Source organism: Microbacterium istanbulense, assembly GCF_037204145.1.
GTDB lineage: Bacteria > Actinomycetota > Actinomycetes > Actinomycetales > Microbacteriaceae > Microbacterium > Microbacterium istanbulense.
In genome coordinates this window covers 65659-79817 of the sequence record NZ_JBBDGN010000009.1, presented here as the reverse complement: position 1 = coordinate 79817, position 14159 = coordinate 65659, and the positions used below count along the sequence as shown (strand labels likewise).

Genomic DNA, 14159 nt, shown 5'->3' with positions numbered 1-14159 from the left:
CAACAGGCGGCGCGTCAGGAGGGGACGGATGCTGAATCAGCCGCGGCGGCACCCACCCGCGGCACCCGCCCCGGCCACCAGATGCGATCGCCGAGCAGCCCGAACACGGCGGGCACGATGACCGTGCGCACCACCAGCGTGTCGACGATGACGCCGACGCCGACGATGAGCCCGAGCTGACCGAGCGTCACCAGGGGCAGCACGCCGAGCGCGGCGAAGACACCAGCCAGCACGATGCCGGCGCTCGTGATCACGCCACCGGTGTGCGCCACGGCTCGCACCATGCCCGTCCGAGTGCCATAAGTGTGCGCCTCGGCGCGGGCGCGGTGCACGAGGAAGATCGTGTAGTCGATCCCCAGTGCCACCAAGAACAGGAACGACAGCAGCGGCACCTGCAGATCCAGCGCATGCTGGTCGAACAGCATCCGACTCAGCCATGCCCCCGAGCCGATCGCGGCGAGCGCGCTGGCAATGTTCAGCGCGAGCAGCACCACCGGGGCGACCAGCGACCGCAACAGCACAAGCAGCACGATGAAGCTCACCGCCAGCACGAGCGGCGCGATCAGCCACAGGTCGTGGCCGTTACCCGCGCGGGCATCCACATCCGTCGCCGTGGCACCGCCGACGAGGGCATCCGCTCCCGGCACGGCGTGCACGGCATCGCGCAGCTCGACGATCTGCGCCAGGCTCTCCTCGCTGCCTGGCGCATACTCGCCGGTCACCATGATGGTCGTGAGCGTGCCGTCATCGGTCTGCGCGGTGGGGTGCGCGCGCAGGATGCCGTCGACACCGTCGACCGCGTCGATCACGGCATCCGTCTCATCCGTGTTCGCGACGACGAGAATCGGCTGCGCCTCCCCGGCCGGGAAGTGCGCGGAGAGCACCTCGAGCCCGGCCGCTGATTCGGACGGCACACGGAACTTCTCGAGCTGGTCGAGTCCGACGGTCGTGCCGATGAGCCCGGTCGCCATGACGGCAAGCAGAACGAGCCCCGCGACGAGGCTGCGGCCGGGGCGACGCATGACGCCGGCGGCCAGGCGGTGCCATAGGCCCGGGCCACGCTCGGGCTCGCCGGGTCGCGGGACGAACGGCCAGAAGATGCCGCGCCCGCACACGGCGAGCAGCGGGGGCAGCGCGAAGAGGACAGCGGCCAGAGCGACGAGCAGCCCGGCCGCTGCCGTGACGCCGAGGCCCCGAGTGCCGGGGATGACGGCGAAGACGAGGGTGAGCAGGGCGAGCACGACGGTGACGTTGGATGCCAGGATCGCCGGCGCCGTTCCCCGCCAGGCCGTGCTCAGCGCGCGGCGGTGGTCGTCGTCTCGGCGCAGCTCCTCGCGATAGCGGGAGATGAGCAGGAGGGCGTAGTTGGTGCCGGCGCCGAAGACGAGCACGCTGATGATCCCCGCGTCGAACTGCAGCTCGAAGGCCTGGCCGAGAGCGGATGCCACCTTGCCGGCGAGCTGATCGGCGAAGGCCACGACAGCGAGCGGGATGAGCCACAGCACGGGCGAGCGGTACGTGACGATGAGCAGCACCGCGACGATGAGGATCGTCACGAGCAGCAGGGTGAAGTCGGCGCCGTCGAAGGCTCCGGCGATGTCGGCTCCGAAGGCGGGCCCGCCCGTGACCTGCACCGTGAGCCCGTCCGGGGTGAGGCCGGCGAGGTCGGCGCGCAGCGCCTTCAGATCGTCGGCGGTCTCGCCATTGCTGTCGCCGACGGTGAGCGGGGCGACGATCACGGCTGCCTCGCCGTCGTCGCTGATCACCGGCGGGGCCGGCGTGCCGTCGTCGTCGAGTGCCGGGGTGAGATCGGCCAGTGCCGCGGCATCCGTCTCGGTGAGCTGTCCGCCGTCGTCACGGGTGACGACGACGAGAACCGATGAGGTGTCGGCGTTGGGGAACGTCTCGAGCAGTTCGGCGACCTGCGCGGATTCGGAATCCGCCGGCGCGGGGTCGACGCCCTCGGGTGCCTCCGCGCGCCCGAACAGGCCGAAGAGGATGGTGAAGCCGAGCAGCACGACGCCGAGGGCGATCCAGGCTCCTCGGCGTGAGGTGAGGCGGTCGGAGAAGCGGGTGCGCGGGCGTGGATCTGGCATGGTTCCAGTCCAGTGCGCGGATGCCGATCCCCCATCGCCAGAAGGATCGAACCTGGTCTCCACCTTTCGATGGATCCCTGCCCCCCCGGCCCCTTGTCCCACTTTCCGCTGACCGTGTCCCACTTTCTGCAGAGCTTGTCCCAAAATCTGCTGTCAAACCGGGTGGATAACAGCAGAATTTGGGACATGGTCGGGAGGGGTGCCGGCCAGGGGCGGGAGGTGTGCAGGCCAGAGGCCATCACCACATCCGGCCCACTCACCCGACCCGCCGTACTAGATCCAGCCGCGCTCCTCAGCGAGCAGCACCGCCTGCTGGCGCGTGGCCACGTGCAGCTTGGCGAGCACGGCAGAGATGTGGTTGCGCACCGTTCCCGGCGCGAGCGACAGCGCGCGGGCGATCTGTCCGGTCGTCTCGCCGCGCCGACCGGCCCGCAGCACATCGAGCTCACGGTCGGTGAGCGGGGAGCGCTCGTCGCTCAGGGCATCGGCCGCGATCTCCGGGTCGACATACCGCCCGCCGGATGCCACCCGCCGGATGACCTCCGCCACCTCATCGGCGCCGCGCGATTTCGGCAGAAACCCGGAGACGCCGGATGCCAGTGCACGCCGCAGCACCCCGGGGCGGGCGTGCCTGGTCACCACGACACACCGCGTCGCGATCTGCCGGTTCAGTCGCTCGGCGACCTGCACGCCGTCCAGGCCGGGCATCTCAAGGTCGAGCAGGCAGACGTCCGGCTGCACGCGCAGGGCCTCGGCCACCGCCTGCTCGCCGTCCTCGCACTCGGCGACGACCTCGATGTCGTCCTCCAGCCGCAGCAGCGCGGCCAGCGCAGAACGGATCATGCCCTCGTCATCGGCGATGAGCACCCGGATCATCGTTGCGGCCCCTCGCCGGCATCCGGAACCCGCACTTTGACGACGAACTCGCCCTCACCGCGGCGCACCTCGAGCGTCCCGCCGGCCTCAGCGATCCGACGCCCGATGCCCTCCAGGCCCGACCCGTCCGGGCTCGGCACGGTGCCAGCCGACACGTCGTTCGCGATCTCATACCGCCAGTCGGCACCCTCGTGGGCGAGCGTGAGCCGCACCTTGCCGCCATCGCCATGTCTCAGCACGTTCGTCGTCGTCTCGCGGATCACCGGCCCGAGAGCCGAGCCGGGCGCGGCAGCAGCATCCGGTGCGATGGCTGTCGTCACCGTGAGCCCCGCAGCCCGCAGCAGATCGGCAGCATTGGCCAACTCGTCACCGAGCGGCACCGAACGAAAGCGCGTGGCGAGGTCACGGGTGCCCTGGCGGGCCTCGTCGACGCTGGCCCGGGCAAGCCGCACCTGTTCCAGCGCGGCCTCGGGGTCACGGGCCATCAGCCGCTCGGCCAGCTCGAGCTGGAGGGCGATCACCTGCAGATGATGCCCCTGCAGGTCGTGCACATCTGTGGCGACCCGCAGTCGCTCCTGCGTCGCCGCCAGGCGCGCCTCGGATGCCCGTGCCCGGTCGAGCGTGACGAGCACGTCCCACCACCAGATCGAGCTGACCGTCGCGACCGGCAGGAACAGGCAGTAGATGGCGACCGCCCACCAATACTCCTCCGCCCCCTCGAACACGCCTCTCGCATCGACTACCCACGCCACGATGAGGGTCAGTTCGGCGCCGATCATCACCCGCAGGCGGATGCCACGCGGCCAGGTCAGCAGCACGAGTCCGAGCAGCAGCGGGGTGATGCTCAGCATCCAACTGCCCGAGACCAGACCCAGCGCCAGACCGTAGGCCGCGCACACGGCGAGCGGCACCATCCAGCTCGCCCGGCTCGGCGCCACATCGGCCCGCACCGACAGACGGTGCTGCAGGGTCAGCACGACGCAGGCGGTGACCCAGGCGAGACCGCCCAGGCCGCTGACGAGCAGCGTCGGTGTCGGCGCGCCGGTGCCGAACAGTGTCACCGTCCAGGCGAAGACGATCGCCACGGCGAAGAATGCCACCCCGCTGACCGTGTACCACCACGTGGCGCTGATGCCCCGGTTGAGCGCGCCCGCACCGGGGTGATCGGTCGGGACGAGCGGGGTGGGGGCAGCGGTCATGCGACCCACCATAGGGCCATGACAGATGTCACGGATGCCGCGTGCAAACCGCCCGGCAGCAGGTGACGCTCCGACACTGCCGCCGAAGAACGCCAGGCGGTGAACTGAATACATCGCGACGGACACACCGATCGCCGCACAGACCAAGACAGACCAAGACACCACCAAGGAGTAGCCATGAACCTCATCGAGATGTTCCAGAACCTCGTCGCCCAGGTGCCCGAGCTCGTGCAGCCGGTCATCGTCGCCCTCGCCGGGGCCGTGCCCTTCATCGAGGGTGAGGGGGCGGCGACCATCGGCATCGTCGGCGGCATCCACCCCGTGGTCGCGGCGCTGGCGGCCATGATCGGCAACTTCGCGTGCGTCACCATCCTCGTGCTGCTGAGCGCTCGGGCCCGCACCGCGATCGTCATGCACCGTGAGCGCACGCGGGAGCTGGCGCTGGTGGGCGCCGGCGGCGGCACTCTCGTCGAGACCACCGAGGCCGCGGCATCCGACCAGGCGCCGGAATCCAGCCGCAAGGCAGCCCGCCGTGAGAAGTTCCAGCGGGCGTTCACCCGCTACGGCGTTCCCGGTGTGAGCCTGCTCGGCCCGATGCTGCTGCCGACGCAGTTCACGGCGACCATGCTCGTCGCCGCGGGCATCAGCAAGGCCCGGGTGCTCGCTTGGCAGGGCGTCGCGATCTTCCTGTGGACCACGGTGCTCACCGTGGTGATCAGCACCGCCGTGCACATCGCACACTGACACCGCCGCTGCTCCGACTCGACGGAATCCCGTTCATGCTGAAACATGGACGGGATTCCGTCTGTCGCGTCCGCGACCCCCTGTGAGGAGCCGCCCATGCCCACCAAGACCGCCCTCGTCACCGGCGCCTCCTCCGGCATCGGAGAGGCCACCGCGCGACGCCTCTCGGCGCTCGGCTACACCGTCTACGGCGCGGCACGCCGGGTCGATCGGATGCGGGAGCTCGCGGCATCCGGCATCCGCACCCTCTCCCTCGATGTCACCGACGACACCTCGTTGCAGGCAGCGGTCGACCAGATCATCGCCGAGACCGGACGCATCGACGTGCTCGTGAACAACGCCGGCTACGGCTCATATGGCGCGATCGAGGACACGGCCATCGACGAGGCACGCCGCCAGTTCGATGTGAACGTCTTCGGTGCCATGCGACTCACGCAGCTCGTGCTGCCGCACATGCGCGCGCAGCGCGCGGGCACGATCGTGAACATCTCGTCGATGGGCGGCAAGATCTACACCCCGCTGGGCGGCTGGTACCACGGCACGAAGTTCGCCCTCGAGGCCCTCAGCGACGCGTTGCGCCTGGAAGTGCAGGGATTCGGTATCGACGTCGTGATCATCGAGCCGGGCGGCATCGCCACGGAGTGGGGCGGCATCGCGGCCGAGAATGTGCTGACGACCTCCGGCTCCGGCGCCTATGGTGCGCAGGCCGCTGCAGTGGCGAAGACGCTCGGTTCCCCGGCCGCGGCGCAGCGCGACTCGTCGCCGTGGGTGGTCGCGAATGCGATCGGCCGTGCCGTGACGGCGCGTCGTCCGAAGACCCGCTATGCGATCGGCTTCGGCGCGAAGCCGCTGATCGCGCTCCGCTGGTTGCTGCCCGACCGGGCATTCGACGCGCTCATCCGCTTGGCGACAGGCACGCCCCGACGGTGAGGCTGTGTGGCGCGCGGCGTGCGTGGCTGCGCGGGGACGCCGAGGGGCGGATGCCCCCGGGGCGATCTCACGCCGAGATCAGCCGGGCCAGCAGGTAGCGGCCCCCCGCCTCGGCAGTGGGGGCGTCATCGGTCTGGGCGGTGACGAGACTGGCGTCGTAGACCATGGCGAGCGCCTGCGGCAGCTGCGGATCGACAAATCGCGAGCCCCCACCCCTGAGCTGTTCACCGAGCATCGCGACGAAGTCGTGGCGGTGCTGCCGGACGAACTGCCGCACGGGATGCTCCGGATCGGGGTATTCGACGGCGGCGTTGATGAACGGGCAGCCGCGGAAGGAGTCCTCGGCCAGCCACGCCCACAGGTCGTCGAACACGACATGCACCCGCGCCTCGGCGGCCCCTTCCGGCAGGCGCTCGAGGGCCGCGGCGAGCCGGGTGGCCGCACGGTCGGCGCGTCGGTGCAGATGCGCGAGCACGAGGGCGTCCTTGCTCGCGAAGTGTGAGTACAGGCTGGCCTTGGCGACTCCGGCCTCGGCGATGACGCGATCGATGCCGACCGCCGAAGCGCCGTCGGCGTAGAAGAGCCGGTCGGCGGCGTCGAGGATGCGCTCGTGCACCTCGGTGGGGCGGGCACGCGTCCGAGGGGCGGTCGCGGAATCGGTCACCCTCTGAGCCTAATCCGCGGCATCCGAGCGCGAGAAGATTCACGGAATAGACAGACCGGTCTGTTCGTTGCAGTTTCCCACCGGCATCCGCCGGACCCAACGAGAGGAAACCTCATGAGCACTGCCGTCGCCATCGTCATCCTGACCGACATCGCCCACGACATGGCCGCCGTCTACCGCGGCCTGGACACCGCCCGCGAGTTCGCCGATGCCGGCGACGACGTGACCATCGTCTTCGACGGATCGGGCACCGAATCCCTCGCCGCCCTCAGCGCCCCGGATCACACCCTGCACCCGCTGCTCGAGGCGCTGCGCGACAAGGTGCGCGGCGCCTGCGGCTACTGCGCCAAGGCCCACAAGGTCGCCGACCCCATCGTCGCCGCCGGGTTCCCGCTGCTCACCGATAACCGCGGCCACGCCAGCATCCGCGCACTCGTCGTCGAGGGCCGGCAGGTGCTCACCTTCTGACCTGACCGACTCCCGTTTCCCGTCGCACGTGGCGGGAAACGGGAGCGGGGACGCGGATGCGGCGTGTCGCCACCCTCTGGTGGCCCGACACGCCGCATCCGTCTCTCACACCCGACGGGGCTCGGGCACCGACCTGTCGCGCCGACGCCGAGCGAGCGCCGGAAGCGACCACTCCCCTGACCGCGGAATCGCCAACACCACCGCCGCGAGCACGAGCATCAGCGGGTACTGCGCCGCGAGCTGATCGGCCGACCAGTACAGGGCGAGGGTGCCGATGCTCGCGAGCGCGGCGATGCGCGGGATCACCCCGATGATGAGCAGCACGCCGAGGGAGAGTTCGAGCAGGGGGATGCCGATGCCGAACAGCCCGGACAGGGCACGCATGAGCTCCCCCATCGGGGCGAAGTAGTCGGGCACCCGACTGTTGTTCGCGGCGCTGTCGGCGACGAGCAGGATGTCGGGAGCGCCGAACCCCGCGCGCAGCTTGATCACCCCTTCGATCAGCCAGAGCACACCGAGGGCGACCCTGGCCGCCCCACCGATCAGCGGGGCGGCCAGGGTACGGGGTGCAATGCCGGTCACATCAACTCCGCAGAACCGAACGAGACCTTCGCCTTGTCGCAGTAGATGACGACGTGCGAGTAGGCGGCGGCATCCACCCCGTCGAGGGCGAAGGTCTGGGAGGCCTGGTCGTAGGCGACGAGGTCGATCTCCTTGCCCGCGGCGATGGCGTCGGCGTCGTCGCCGTTGGCGAGGTAGACGTGCAGGTCGGGGCCCTCGCTCGACGAGAACTCGGTGAGCATGAGCTTGCCGTCGGCGATCGTGGCAGTGCCGGCGAGCGACTTCTCGCCCTGCCCCTTGAACACGCCCGTGCGCTCCTCGGCGGCGGCCTCGTCGCTGGGCTTGTCGGTCATCATGTCGTCGTCCATCTTCGAATCCGAGGACGACGATGAGGCGGCGGGCTTGTCGGCCATGGTGTCGGCGGCCGACGAGCATCCGGCCAGCGAGAGCATGACGGCGAGGCCGGCGGCGGCGATGAAGGGGACTTTGCGCATGATGACTCCTGAAGGGTGAAGGGACAGGTGCGGACTCTTCGACGCTAGGGAGGCGGATGCCCGCGAGCGGTACTCCTTTCAGGTCTGTAAGGAACCGGGCATGCACCGCATCCGCGCGGATACTCTCAAGGCATGGCTGATGGAGCGCGGGTGATCCTCGTCGAGGACGACCCCACAGTGCGCCGCCTCGTCGAGGCGTATCTCGACGCGCACGGCTACGAGACGGTCAGCTGCGCGAACGGCATCGAGGGGCGCGCGGCGTTCGCGCAGGCCGGCGCCGACCTGCTCATCGTCGATCGGATGCTGCCCGGGCTCAGCGGCGATGACCTCTGCCGCGAGGTGCGTGCCGCCTCACCCGTGCCGATCATCATGCTCACCGCGCTGCGCGATGAAGAACATCGCATCGGTGGCCTCGAGCTCGGCGTCGACGACTATCTCGGCAAGCCGTTCTCGATGAAGGAGCTGCTGTTGCGGGTCGAGGCCGTGCTGCGCCGCACCCGCCCGCATTCGGCCACACAGACTTTCACAGTCGGGCGCTTCACCGTCGATCCGACCCGGCGCCGGGTGTGGACGCGGGGGCAGGAGATCCAGCTCACCGCCCGCGAATACGAGCTGCTGGTGTTTCTGCTGCACAACCCTGGCGTGGTGCTCAGCCGCGACGAAATCCTCGCCGGGGTCTGGGACTGGGCCTTCGGCGACGGATCCACGGTGACCGTGCACGTGCGGCGCCTGCGCGAGAAGATCGAGACAGACCCCACCGACCCCGTCCACCTGCGCACCCAATGGGGCGCGGGATACATCTTCGACCCGGAGCCGCAGCCATGATGCCTCTCAGCGGTACCGACATCGCCATCGTCCTCGGCACGGTGCTCGCGGTCACCGTGGTCACCGCCGGGGCCGGGATGCTGCTGCTGCGACTGGCCCGTCGGCGGTCGCTCGGCGTGCAGATCAGCATCGTCACCGGTGCCGTGCTCGCCACACTCACCGGATCGACGCTGGCGATCGCCGCACAGATGTACATCTCAGAGCACGACCTCACCATCCTCGTGTGGGTGATCGCGGCGGCCGCGGTCGCCGGCATCCTGCTCGCGGTGCTGCTCGCGCGTACCCTGCGCCGCTCGCTGGCTGACCTCGGGGCGTCGCTGGATCAGGTCGCCGCGGGCGCCGTCGTGCCGGCATCCGCCCACGGCTCCCCCGAGGTGAGTGCCCTGTCGGCACAGCTGGCCGAGACCTCGCGCAAGCTCGCCGAGGCCCGTGAGGCGATCGAGCAGCTGGATGCCTCGCGTCGGCGCTTTCTCAGTTGGATTTCGCACGACCTGCGCACTCCGCTCACCGCGGTGCAGGCCCTGGCCGAGGCGACCGAGGACGGCTTGATCACCGATCCGACCGAACTCGCCCGGCAGGTGCGCGCGCAGTCGGATGCGATGAGTCGCATGATCGACGACATCTTCGACCTCTCCCGGCTCAGCAGCGGCGCCCTTCAGCTGCGTCCCAGCCGCGTGCCGCTCACCGAGCTCATCTCGGATGCCGTCACCGACGTGCAGCAGATCGCCGCGGGGCGCGGCATCCGCATCGTCCCCGCGGCGCTGGACGGCACGGTGATCCATGCCGACCCGCACGAGCTGACCCGTGCCGTCCGCAACCTGTTGACCAACGCGGTGCACTATGCGCCGGCGGGTTCGACGATCACCGTCTCAACGCTGCACCGGGTCACCGGCTCGGTCACGATCGCCGTCGACGACGAGGGCGCGGGGGCGGATGCCGACGAGCTCGACCTCATGTTCGACGCCGGGTGGCGCGGCGACCCGTCGCGCACGTCCGCCCGCGCGGACGGCGGGGCAGGGCTCGGGCTCGCGATCGTGAACAGCATCGCGCAGGCCCACGGCGGGTACGCCTCCGCCGAGCATCTGCCGGACGGATTCCGGGTGGCGATCACGGTGCCCGCGGCCGGCGATGGGGTGCCGAGCGTGACGGATGCCGCAGCGCCGAGCCGCCACGTCGGTGGCTGATCCGTCCCCTCCGACACGCAGGACCACGGCGTGGGCTCTGGCGGGCGGCAGGCCGGATCGACATACTTTCTGAATGGATGCTGTGAACGAGTGGCTGCTCACGTGGGGCGACAACCTGTGGACCTGGATCGTGCTGCCGGTGGTGATCGCCCTCGGACTGTACTTCACCCTGCGATCGGGGGTGGTGCAGTTCCGGATGATCCCCGAGATGTTCCGCACCCTGGGCGACCGCACCCCGCGCACCGAATCGGGTGAGCCGCAGTCGGTCTCCGCCTTCCAGGCGTTCACGATCTCGGCAGCCTCGCGCGTGGGCGTCGGCAACATCGCCGGCGTCGGCACGGCCATCGCGATCGGCGGCCCCGGCGCGATCTTCTGGATGTGGCTGATGGCGTTCATCGGCGGCGCCTCGTCGTTCATCGAGTCCTCGCTCGCGCAGCTGTACAAGACGCGCGACAAGGACGGCTTCCTGGGCGGGCCGGCGTACTACATGCAGCGCGGCCTCGGCGCCCGCTGGATGGGCATCCTCTTCGCGGTGATCCTCATCATCTGCTTCCCGATCGCGTTCAGCTCCCTGCAGGCGAACACGATTCAGGCGACCATCAAGGGCAGCTTCGGCGACGACGCCGTCGCCTGGCTGCCGTGGGTGACCGGCGCGGCGCTGGCCGTGCTGATGGCGCTGGTGATCTTCGGCGGCGTGCGCCGCATCGCCTCGGTCACGCAGACGCTCGTGCCGCTGATGGCGCTGCTGTACCTGCTGCTGGGTCTGGTGATCGTCGCGATCCACATCGAGCGCGTGCCCGAGGTGTTCGCCTCGATCTTCACGCAGGCGTTCGGGCCGAACGAGGTCGTCGGGGCCACGCTCGGCTACATCATCCTCACCGGCATCAAGCGCGGCATGTTCTCGAACGAGGCGGGGCTCGGTTCGGCGCCGAACGCCGGCGCGAGCGCCGCGGTCACGCACCCCGTCAAGCAGGGTCTCGTGCAGACCCTCGGCGTCTACTTCGACACGTTCCTGGTGTGCTCGATCACGGCGTTCATCATCCTGGTGTCGGTGCCGGATCTGGCCGGCGCGGAACGGGGCATCGGCCTCACGCAGGGCGCCATCGTCGACGGCCTCGGGCAGTGGGCGAACGTGCTGCTGGTCGTGATCATCTTCTTGCTGGCGTTCAGCTCGATCCTCGGCAACTACTACTACGGCCAGTCGAACATCGAGTTCATCACCAAGAGCTCGGCCGCCCTGCTCACCTACCGTCTGGTCGCGATCGCCGCGGTGTTCCTCGGCGCGCTGGTCTCGGCCGACGTCGTGTGGAACTTCGCCGACGGCGCGATGGGCTTCATGGCAATCGTGAACCTCGTGGCGATCGCGCTGCTCTCGGGCGTCGCGTTCAAGTTGCTCAAGGACTACAACGAGCAGCGCCGCGCCGGCCTCGACCCGGTGTTCACCCGTGCACGCCTGCCCGAGGTGAAGAACATCGAGGTGTGGGAAGACGAGCTGTCGGTCACCGGCCCGATCCCCGTGCAGAAGGGCCGTCGCCGCTGAGTTCGGTGGGGTGAGGCCCGCGGGGGCGGCTGCGCACCCCACGACCCTCGAAACGCCGCATCCGTCCCGACGCGCCGCCCCACAACAGGCGCGTCAGCGCAAAAGCGGCGCGTCGGCCTCACGAGACCCTCACCCCGCGCCGAAACCCCGGTTCCACGCCGAGACCGCTGTCGAGAACCTAGGTCTCGGCACAGGATGCCGGTCTCGGCACGACGACGGATGCGGGCGCGGATGCTCAGCGCCTCCAAGACCCTCGAGACGCCGCATCCATCCCGACGCGCCGCCGCACAACAGGCGCGCCGGCGCAGAACCGGCGCGTCGCCCCCTCACAAGACCCGCGCCACACTCCGAAACCCGGGTTCCGCGCCGAGACCGCTGTCGAGAACCTAGGTCTCGACGCAGGATGCCGGTCTCGACGCGACGGCGGATGCCGGGCGCGGACGCTCAACGCCCCAAGACCCTCGAAACGCCGCATCCATCCCCACACGCCGCCGCACAACAGGCGCGTCGGCGCAGAAGCGGCGCGCCGGCCGGACGGCGGCCCCCTCAGAGCATCTCGGCGACGAGCGCCTCGATCCGGGCTCGGATGTCGTCACGGATCGCACGCACGGCGTCGATGCCCTGGCTGGCCGGGTCGTCGAGCTTCCAGTCCTCGTAGCGCTTGCCGGGGAAGAACGGGCAGGCATCGCCGCACCCCATAGTGATCACCACATCCGACGCCTGCACGGCTTCAGTGGTGAGCACCTTGGGCTGCTCGGCAGTGATGTCGACGCCCACTTCGTGCATCGCCTCGACGGCGATCGGATTGATCTGATCGGCGGGCATGGATCCGGCCGAACGCACCTCGATGCGGTCGCCGGCGCTGGCGCGCAAGAACCCGGCCGCCATCTGCGAACGGCCGGCGTTGTGCACGCAGACGAAGAGCACGGAAGGGGTCGCGGTGTCAGTCATGGCGCTCCGGGAATATGGGGTGTCAGTCCATTGTCGATGACATGGAGCGGCAACGGCCGCCGACGACGCGTCACAATGACCAGACAAGAACTTCAAGGGAGCTCCATCTATGGCCAAGCGCATCCTCCAGGTCGTCACCAATGTCGGCGAGTACGCGGGTACCGATCACCCGACGGGCCTGTGGTTGTCTGAGCTCACCCACGCCTGGGAGGTGTTCCACGAGCACGGCTTCGAGCAGACGCTCGTCAGCCCGTCCGGTGGCCTCTCGCCGCTGGAGCCCCGCGCGCTGAAGTTCCCCAACTACGACAAGACGGCGAAAGCGTGGCGGGCCGACCCCGCGAAGATGGCGTTGCTGGAGCAGACCGCTCGCCCCGACGAGATCGACTCAGCCGACTTCGATGCGATCTACATCACCGGCGGGCATGGCGTGATGTTCGACTTTCCCGACAGCGAGGGGTTGCAGCGCATCACTCGCGAGATCTTCGAACGCGGTGGCGTCGTGGGTGCGGTGTGCCACGGATACTGCGGGCTGCTGAACACCACCCTCTCCGACGGCTCGTACCTGCTCGCCGGGCGCAACATCACCGGCTTCACGTGGCGCGAAGAAGAACTGGCGAAGGTCGACAAGCTCGTGCCTTACAACGCCGAGAAGGAATCGCAGGCCCGCGGCGCCCTCTTCCACAAGGCGAAGATCCCGTTCGTCTCGTACGCCGTCGTCGACGGCAACCTGGTGACCGGTCAGAACCCGGGCTCGGCGAAGGAGACGGCGACCAAGGTCGCCGCGCTGCTGTAAGGCATCCGGCCCGATCCGTCAGAGAAACGGGATGCCCTCGGGCGCCCGGAATCCGCGCGAGCGCGCATAGTCGTCGAGTGAACGCAGGGCCGCCCAGGCGACGACGGCGCTGGATCGCGGCCGCTCCGGCGACGGGGCGTTGGAGACCACGACGTCAATCGCGCCGAGGTCACCTTCCGCGTGAATCGTGTGCCGGGTCGTCGTCGCGGTGGGGTCGGCGATGATGCGGGCGGTCGCGTGATCCCAGGCGTCGGCGGCGAGCGCGAGCGAGGCGGCGATGTTGGCGGATGCCGGAAAGCGCCGGGCCACATCGGCGGCAAGCCCCTCGGCGAGCACGATCTCGCGGTCACCCGCGCGCAGCGCATCCTGCAGATCGGCGTCCATCCAGGGCTGAAGGAGAGTGGCCGGCAGCTTGCGGCTCTCGAGCGACACCCGCCGCAGGGGGCCGGCGGCCCGCAGGGCGCGGATCTGATCGATGCCGCCGATCGCTCCGGTGCAGGCGATGAGTGTTCCGGATGCCGGCTGCGCGGTATCCACTGTCAGGAGCGTCCGCAGTGCGGCATCCGCCAACGCACCGACCGACAGCAGGATGACGTCGATGCCGTCTGCGAGGAGGCCGGGTACCCGCTCCCGCACCGCGCGCTGGGTCGCGGCCTCGACGATGACGTCGACCTCACCGCGGGCGGGGACGGTGTCGTCGCGGCCGAAGGTGCCGACCACCCGGTAGGGGCGCGTCTCGTCGACGGCGCGGCGCAGCACACTCGTGATGTGGCCGCCGCCGAGGAAGCCGACTCGCAGATCCGTCATGGCACCGATGCTAGGCCACCGCCCGGG

At 69.7% G+C, this 14159-nt stretch carries 15 protein-coding genes; 7 read left to right on the top strand and 8 right to left on the bottom strand.

Annotated elements, in window-relative coordinates:
* Nucleotides 1-14 precede the first annotated feature (14 nt).
* From WDU93_RS10540 to WDU93_RS10530, 3 genes are all read right to left on the bottom strand, one after another.
* Entirely contained in the window at nucleotides 15-2096 is a 2082-nt protein-coding gene (locus WDU93_RS10540) for an MMPL family transporter (RefSeq protein WP_337320372.1), read from the bottom strand.
* A 273-nt stretch (nucleotides 2097-2369) separates the two neighbouring features.
* On the bottom strand, nucleotides 2370-2972 hold the full coding sequence (locus tag WDU93_RS10535) for a response regulator transcription factor (protein ID WP_337320370.1): 603 nt from the start codon (nucleotides 2970-2972) through the stop codon (nucleotides 2370-2372).
* Nucleotides 2969-4171, bottom strand: coding sequence for a sensor histidine kinase (locus WDU93_RS10530; RefSeq protein WP_337320368.1), 1203 nt, complete (start codon nucleotides 4169-4171; stop codon nucleotides 2969-2971). Before WDU93_RS10530 ends, WDU93_RS10535 begins: the two co-directional genes overlap by 4 nt.
* Nucleotides 4172-4348: 177 nt before the next feature.
* On the opposite strand from WDU93_RS10530, the gene WDU93_RS10525 reads away from it, so the two are divergent.
* Nucleotides 4349-4915, top strand: a complete 567-nt coding sequence (locus tag WDU93_RS10525; protein ID WP_337320366.1) for a small multidrug efflux protein — start codon at nucleotides 4349-4351, stop codon at nucleotides 4913-4915.
* 96 nt (nucleotides 4916-5011) lie between these two features.
* The gene (locus WDU93_RS10520) at nucleotides 5012-5845 is read left to right on the top strand and encodes an oxidoreductase (protein ID WP_337320364.1); all 834 of its coding nucleotides are present in this window, start codon (nucleotides 5012-5014) and stop codon (nucleotides 5843-5845) included.
* A 67-nt stretch (nucleotides 5846-5912) separates the two neighbouring features.
* Here the strand turns inward: WDU93_RS10520 and WDU93_RS10515 are convergent, their stop codons facing one another.
* Nucleotides 5913-6509, bottom strand: coding sequence for a TetR/AcrR family transcriptional regulator (locus WDU93_RS10515; RefSeq protein WP_337320362.1), 597 nt, complete (start codon nucleotides 6507-6509; stop codon nucleotides 5913-5915).
* A 114-nt stretch (nucleotides 6510-6623) separates the two neighbouring features.
* On the opposite strand from WDU93_RS10515, the gene WDU93_RS10510 reads away from it, so the two are divergent.
* Complete coding sequence (locus tag WDU93_RS10510) at nucleotides 6624-6977, top strand: DsrE family protein (protein WP_337320360.1); 354 nt, start codon at nucleotides 6624-6626, stop codon at nucleotides 6975-6977.
* A gap of 105 nt (nucleotides 6978-7082) precedes the next feature.
* On the opposite strand, the gene WDU93_RS10505 is transcribed toward WDU93_RS10510, so the two are convergent.
* Both WDU93_RS10505 and WDU93_RS10500 read right to left on the bottom strand, forming a co-directional pair.
* Nucleotides 7083-7559, bottom strand: a complete 477-nt coding sequence (locus WDU93_RS10505; protein WP_337320359.1) for a MauE/DoxX family redox-associated membrane protein — start codon at nucleotides 7557-7559, stop codon at nucleotides 7083-7085.
* Complete coding sequence (locus WDU93_RS10500) at nucleotides 7556-8032, bottom strand: DM13 domain-containing protein (RefSeq protein WP_337320357.1); 477 nt, start codon at nucleotides 8030-8032, stop codon at nucleotides 7556-7558. Before WDU93_RS10500 ends, WDU93_RS10505 begins: the two co-directional genes overlap by 4 nt.
* Nucleotides 8033-8164: 132 nt before the next feature.
* Between WDU93_RS10500 and WDU93_RS10495 the strand changes: the two genes are divergently transcribed.
* The 3 genes from WDU93_RS10495 to WDU93_RS10485 all read left to right on the top strand — a co-directional run bounded on the left by WDU93_RS10495 (nucleotide 8165) and on the right by WDU93_RS10485 (nucleotide 11581).
* Nucleotides 8165-8857 carry a response regulator transcription factor gene (locus WDU93_RS10495; protein ID WP_337320355.1) on the top strand — a complete coding sequence of 231 codons (693 nt, stop codon included), beginning with the start codon at nucleotides 8165-8167 and terminating at the stop codon, nucleotides 8855-8857.
* The gene (locus tag WDU93_RS10490; protein WP_337320353.1) at nucleotides 8854-10041 is read left to right on the top strand and encodes a sensor histidine kinase; all 1188 of its coding nucleotides are present in this window, start codon (nucleotides 8854-8856) and stop codon (nucleotides 10039-10041) included. The genes WDU93_RS10495 and WDU93_RS10490 overlap by 4 nt, the downstream gene beginning before the upstream one ends.
* A 73-nt stretch (nucleotides 10042-10114) precedes the next feature.
* Complete coding sequence (locus WDU93_RS10485) at nucleotides 10115-11581, top strand: alanine/glycine:cation symporter family protein (protein ID WP_337320351.1); 1467 nt, start codon at nucleotides 10115-10117, stop codon at nucleotides 11579-11581.
* A gap of 546 nt (nucleotides 11582-12127) precedes the next feature.
* Here WDU93_RS10485 and WDU93_RS10480 read toward each other — a convergent pair.
* On the bottom strand, nucleotides 12128-12532 hold the full coding sequence (locus WDU93_RS10480) for an arsenate reductase ArsC (protein WP_337320350.1): 405 nt from the start codon (nucleotides 12530-12532) through the stop codon (nucleotides 12128-12130).
* Between the two features lie 109 nt (nucleotides 12533-12641).
* On the opposite strand from WDU93_RS10480, the gene WDU93_RS10475 reads away from it, so the two are divergent.
* Complete coding sequence (locus tag WDU93_RS10475; protein WP_337320348.1) at nucleotides 12642-13325, top strand: type 1 glutamine amidotransferase domain-containing protein; 684 nt, start codon at nucleotides 12642-12644, stop codon at nucleotides 13323-13325.
* A gap of 18 nt (nucleotides 13326-13343) precedes the next feature.
* Here the strand turns inward: WDU93_RS10475 and WDU93_RS10470 are convergent, their stop codons facing one another.
* Nucleotides 13344-14132, bottom strand: coding sequence for an aspartate dehydrogenase domain-containing protein (locus tag WDU93_RS10470; protein ID WP_337320346.1), 789 nt, complete (start codon nucleotides 14130-14132; stop codon nucleotides 13344-13346).
* Nucleotides 14133-14159 lie beyond the last annotated feature (27 nt).

Coding starts and splice junctions, on each gene's coding strand:
- WDU93_RS10535 (WP_337320370.1), bottom strand. CDS start 2,972: ATGATCCGGGTGCTCATCGCCGATGACGAGGGCATGATCCGTTCTGCG.
- WDU93_RS10525 (WP_337320366.1), top strand. CDS start 4,349: ATGAACCTCATCGAGATGTTCCAGAACCTCGTCGCCCAGGTGCCCGAG.
- WDU93_RS10520 (WP_337320364.1), top strand. CDS start 5,012: ATGCCCACCAAGACCGCCCTCGTCACCGGCGCCTCCTCCGGCATCGGA.
- WDU93_RS10495 (WP_337320355.1), top strand. CDS start 8,165: ATGGCTGATGGAGCGCGGGTGATCCTCGTCGAGGACGACCCCACAGTG.
- WDU93_RS10485 (WP_337320351.1), top strand. CDS start 10,115: ATGGATGCTGTGAACGAGTGGCTGCTCACGTGGGGCGACAACCTGTGG.
- WDU93_RS10470 (WP_337320346.1), bottom strand. CDS start 14,132: ATGACGGATCTGCGAGTCGGCTTCCTCGGCGGCGGCCACATCACGAGT.
- WDU93_RS10500 (WP_337320357.1), bottom strand. CDS start 8,032: ATGCGCAAAGTCCCCTTCATCGCCGCCGCCGGCCTCGCCGTCATGCTC.
- WDU93_RS10475 (WP_337320348.1), top strand. CDS start 12,642: ATGGCCAAGCGCATCCTCCAGGTCGTCACCAATGTCGGCGAGTACGCG.
- WDU93_RS10490 (WP_337320353.1), top strand. CDS start 8,854: ATGATGCCTCTCAGCGGTACCGACATCGCCATCGTCCTCGGCACGGTG.
- WDU93_RS10480 (WP_337320350.1), bottom strand. CDS start 12,532: ATGACTGACACCGCGACCCCTTCCGTGCTCTTCGTCTGCGTGCACAAC.
- WDU93_RS10540 (WP_337320372.1), bottom strand. CDS start 2,096: ATGCCAGATCCACGCCCGCGCACCCGCTTCTCCGACCGCCTCACCTCA.
- WDU93_RS10510 (WP_337320360.1), top strand. CDS start 6,624: ATGAGCACTGCCGTCGCCATCGTCATCCTGACCGACATCGCCCACGAC.
- WDU93_RS10530 (WP_337320368.1), bottom strand. CDS start 4,171: ATGACCGCTGCCCCCACCCCGCTCGTCCCGACCGATCACCCCGGTGCG.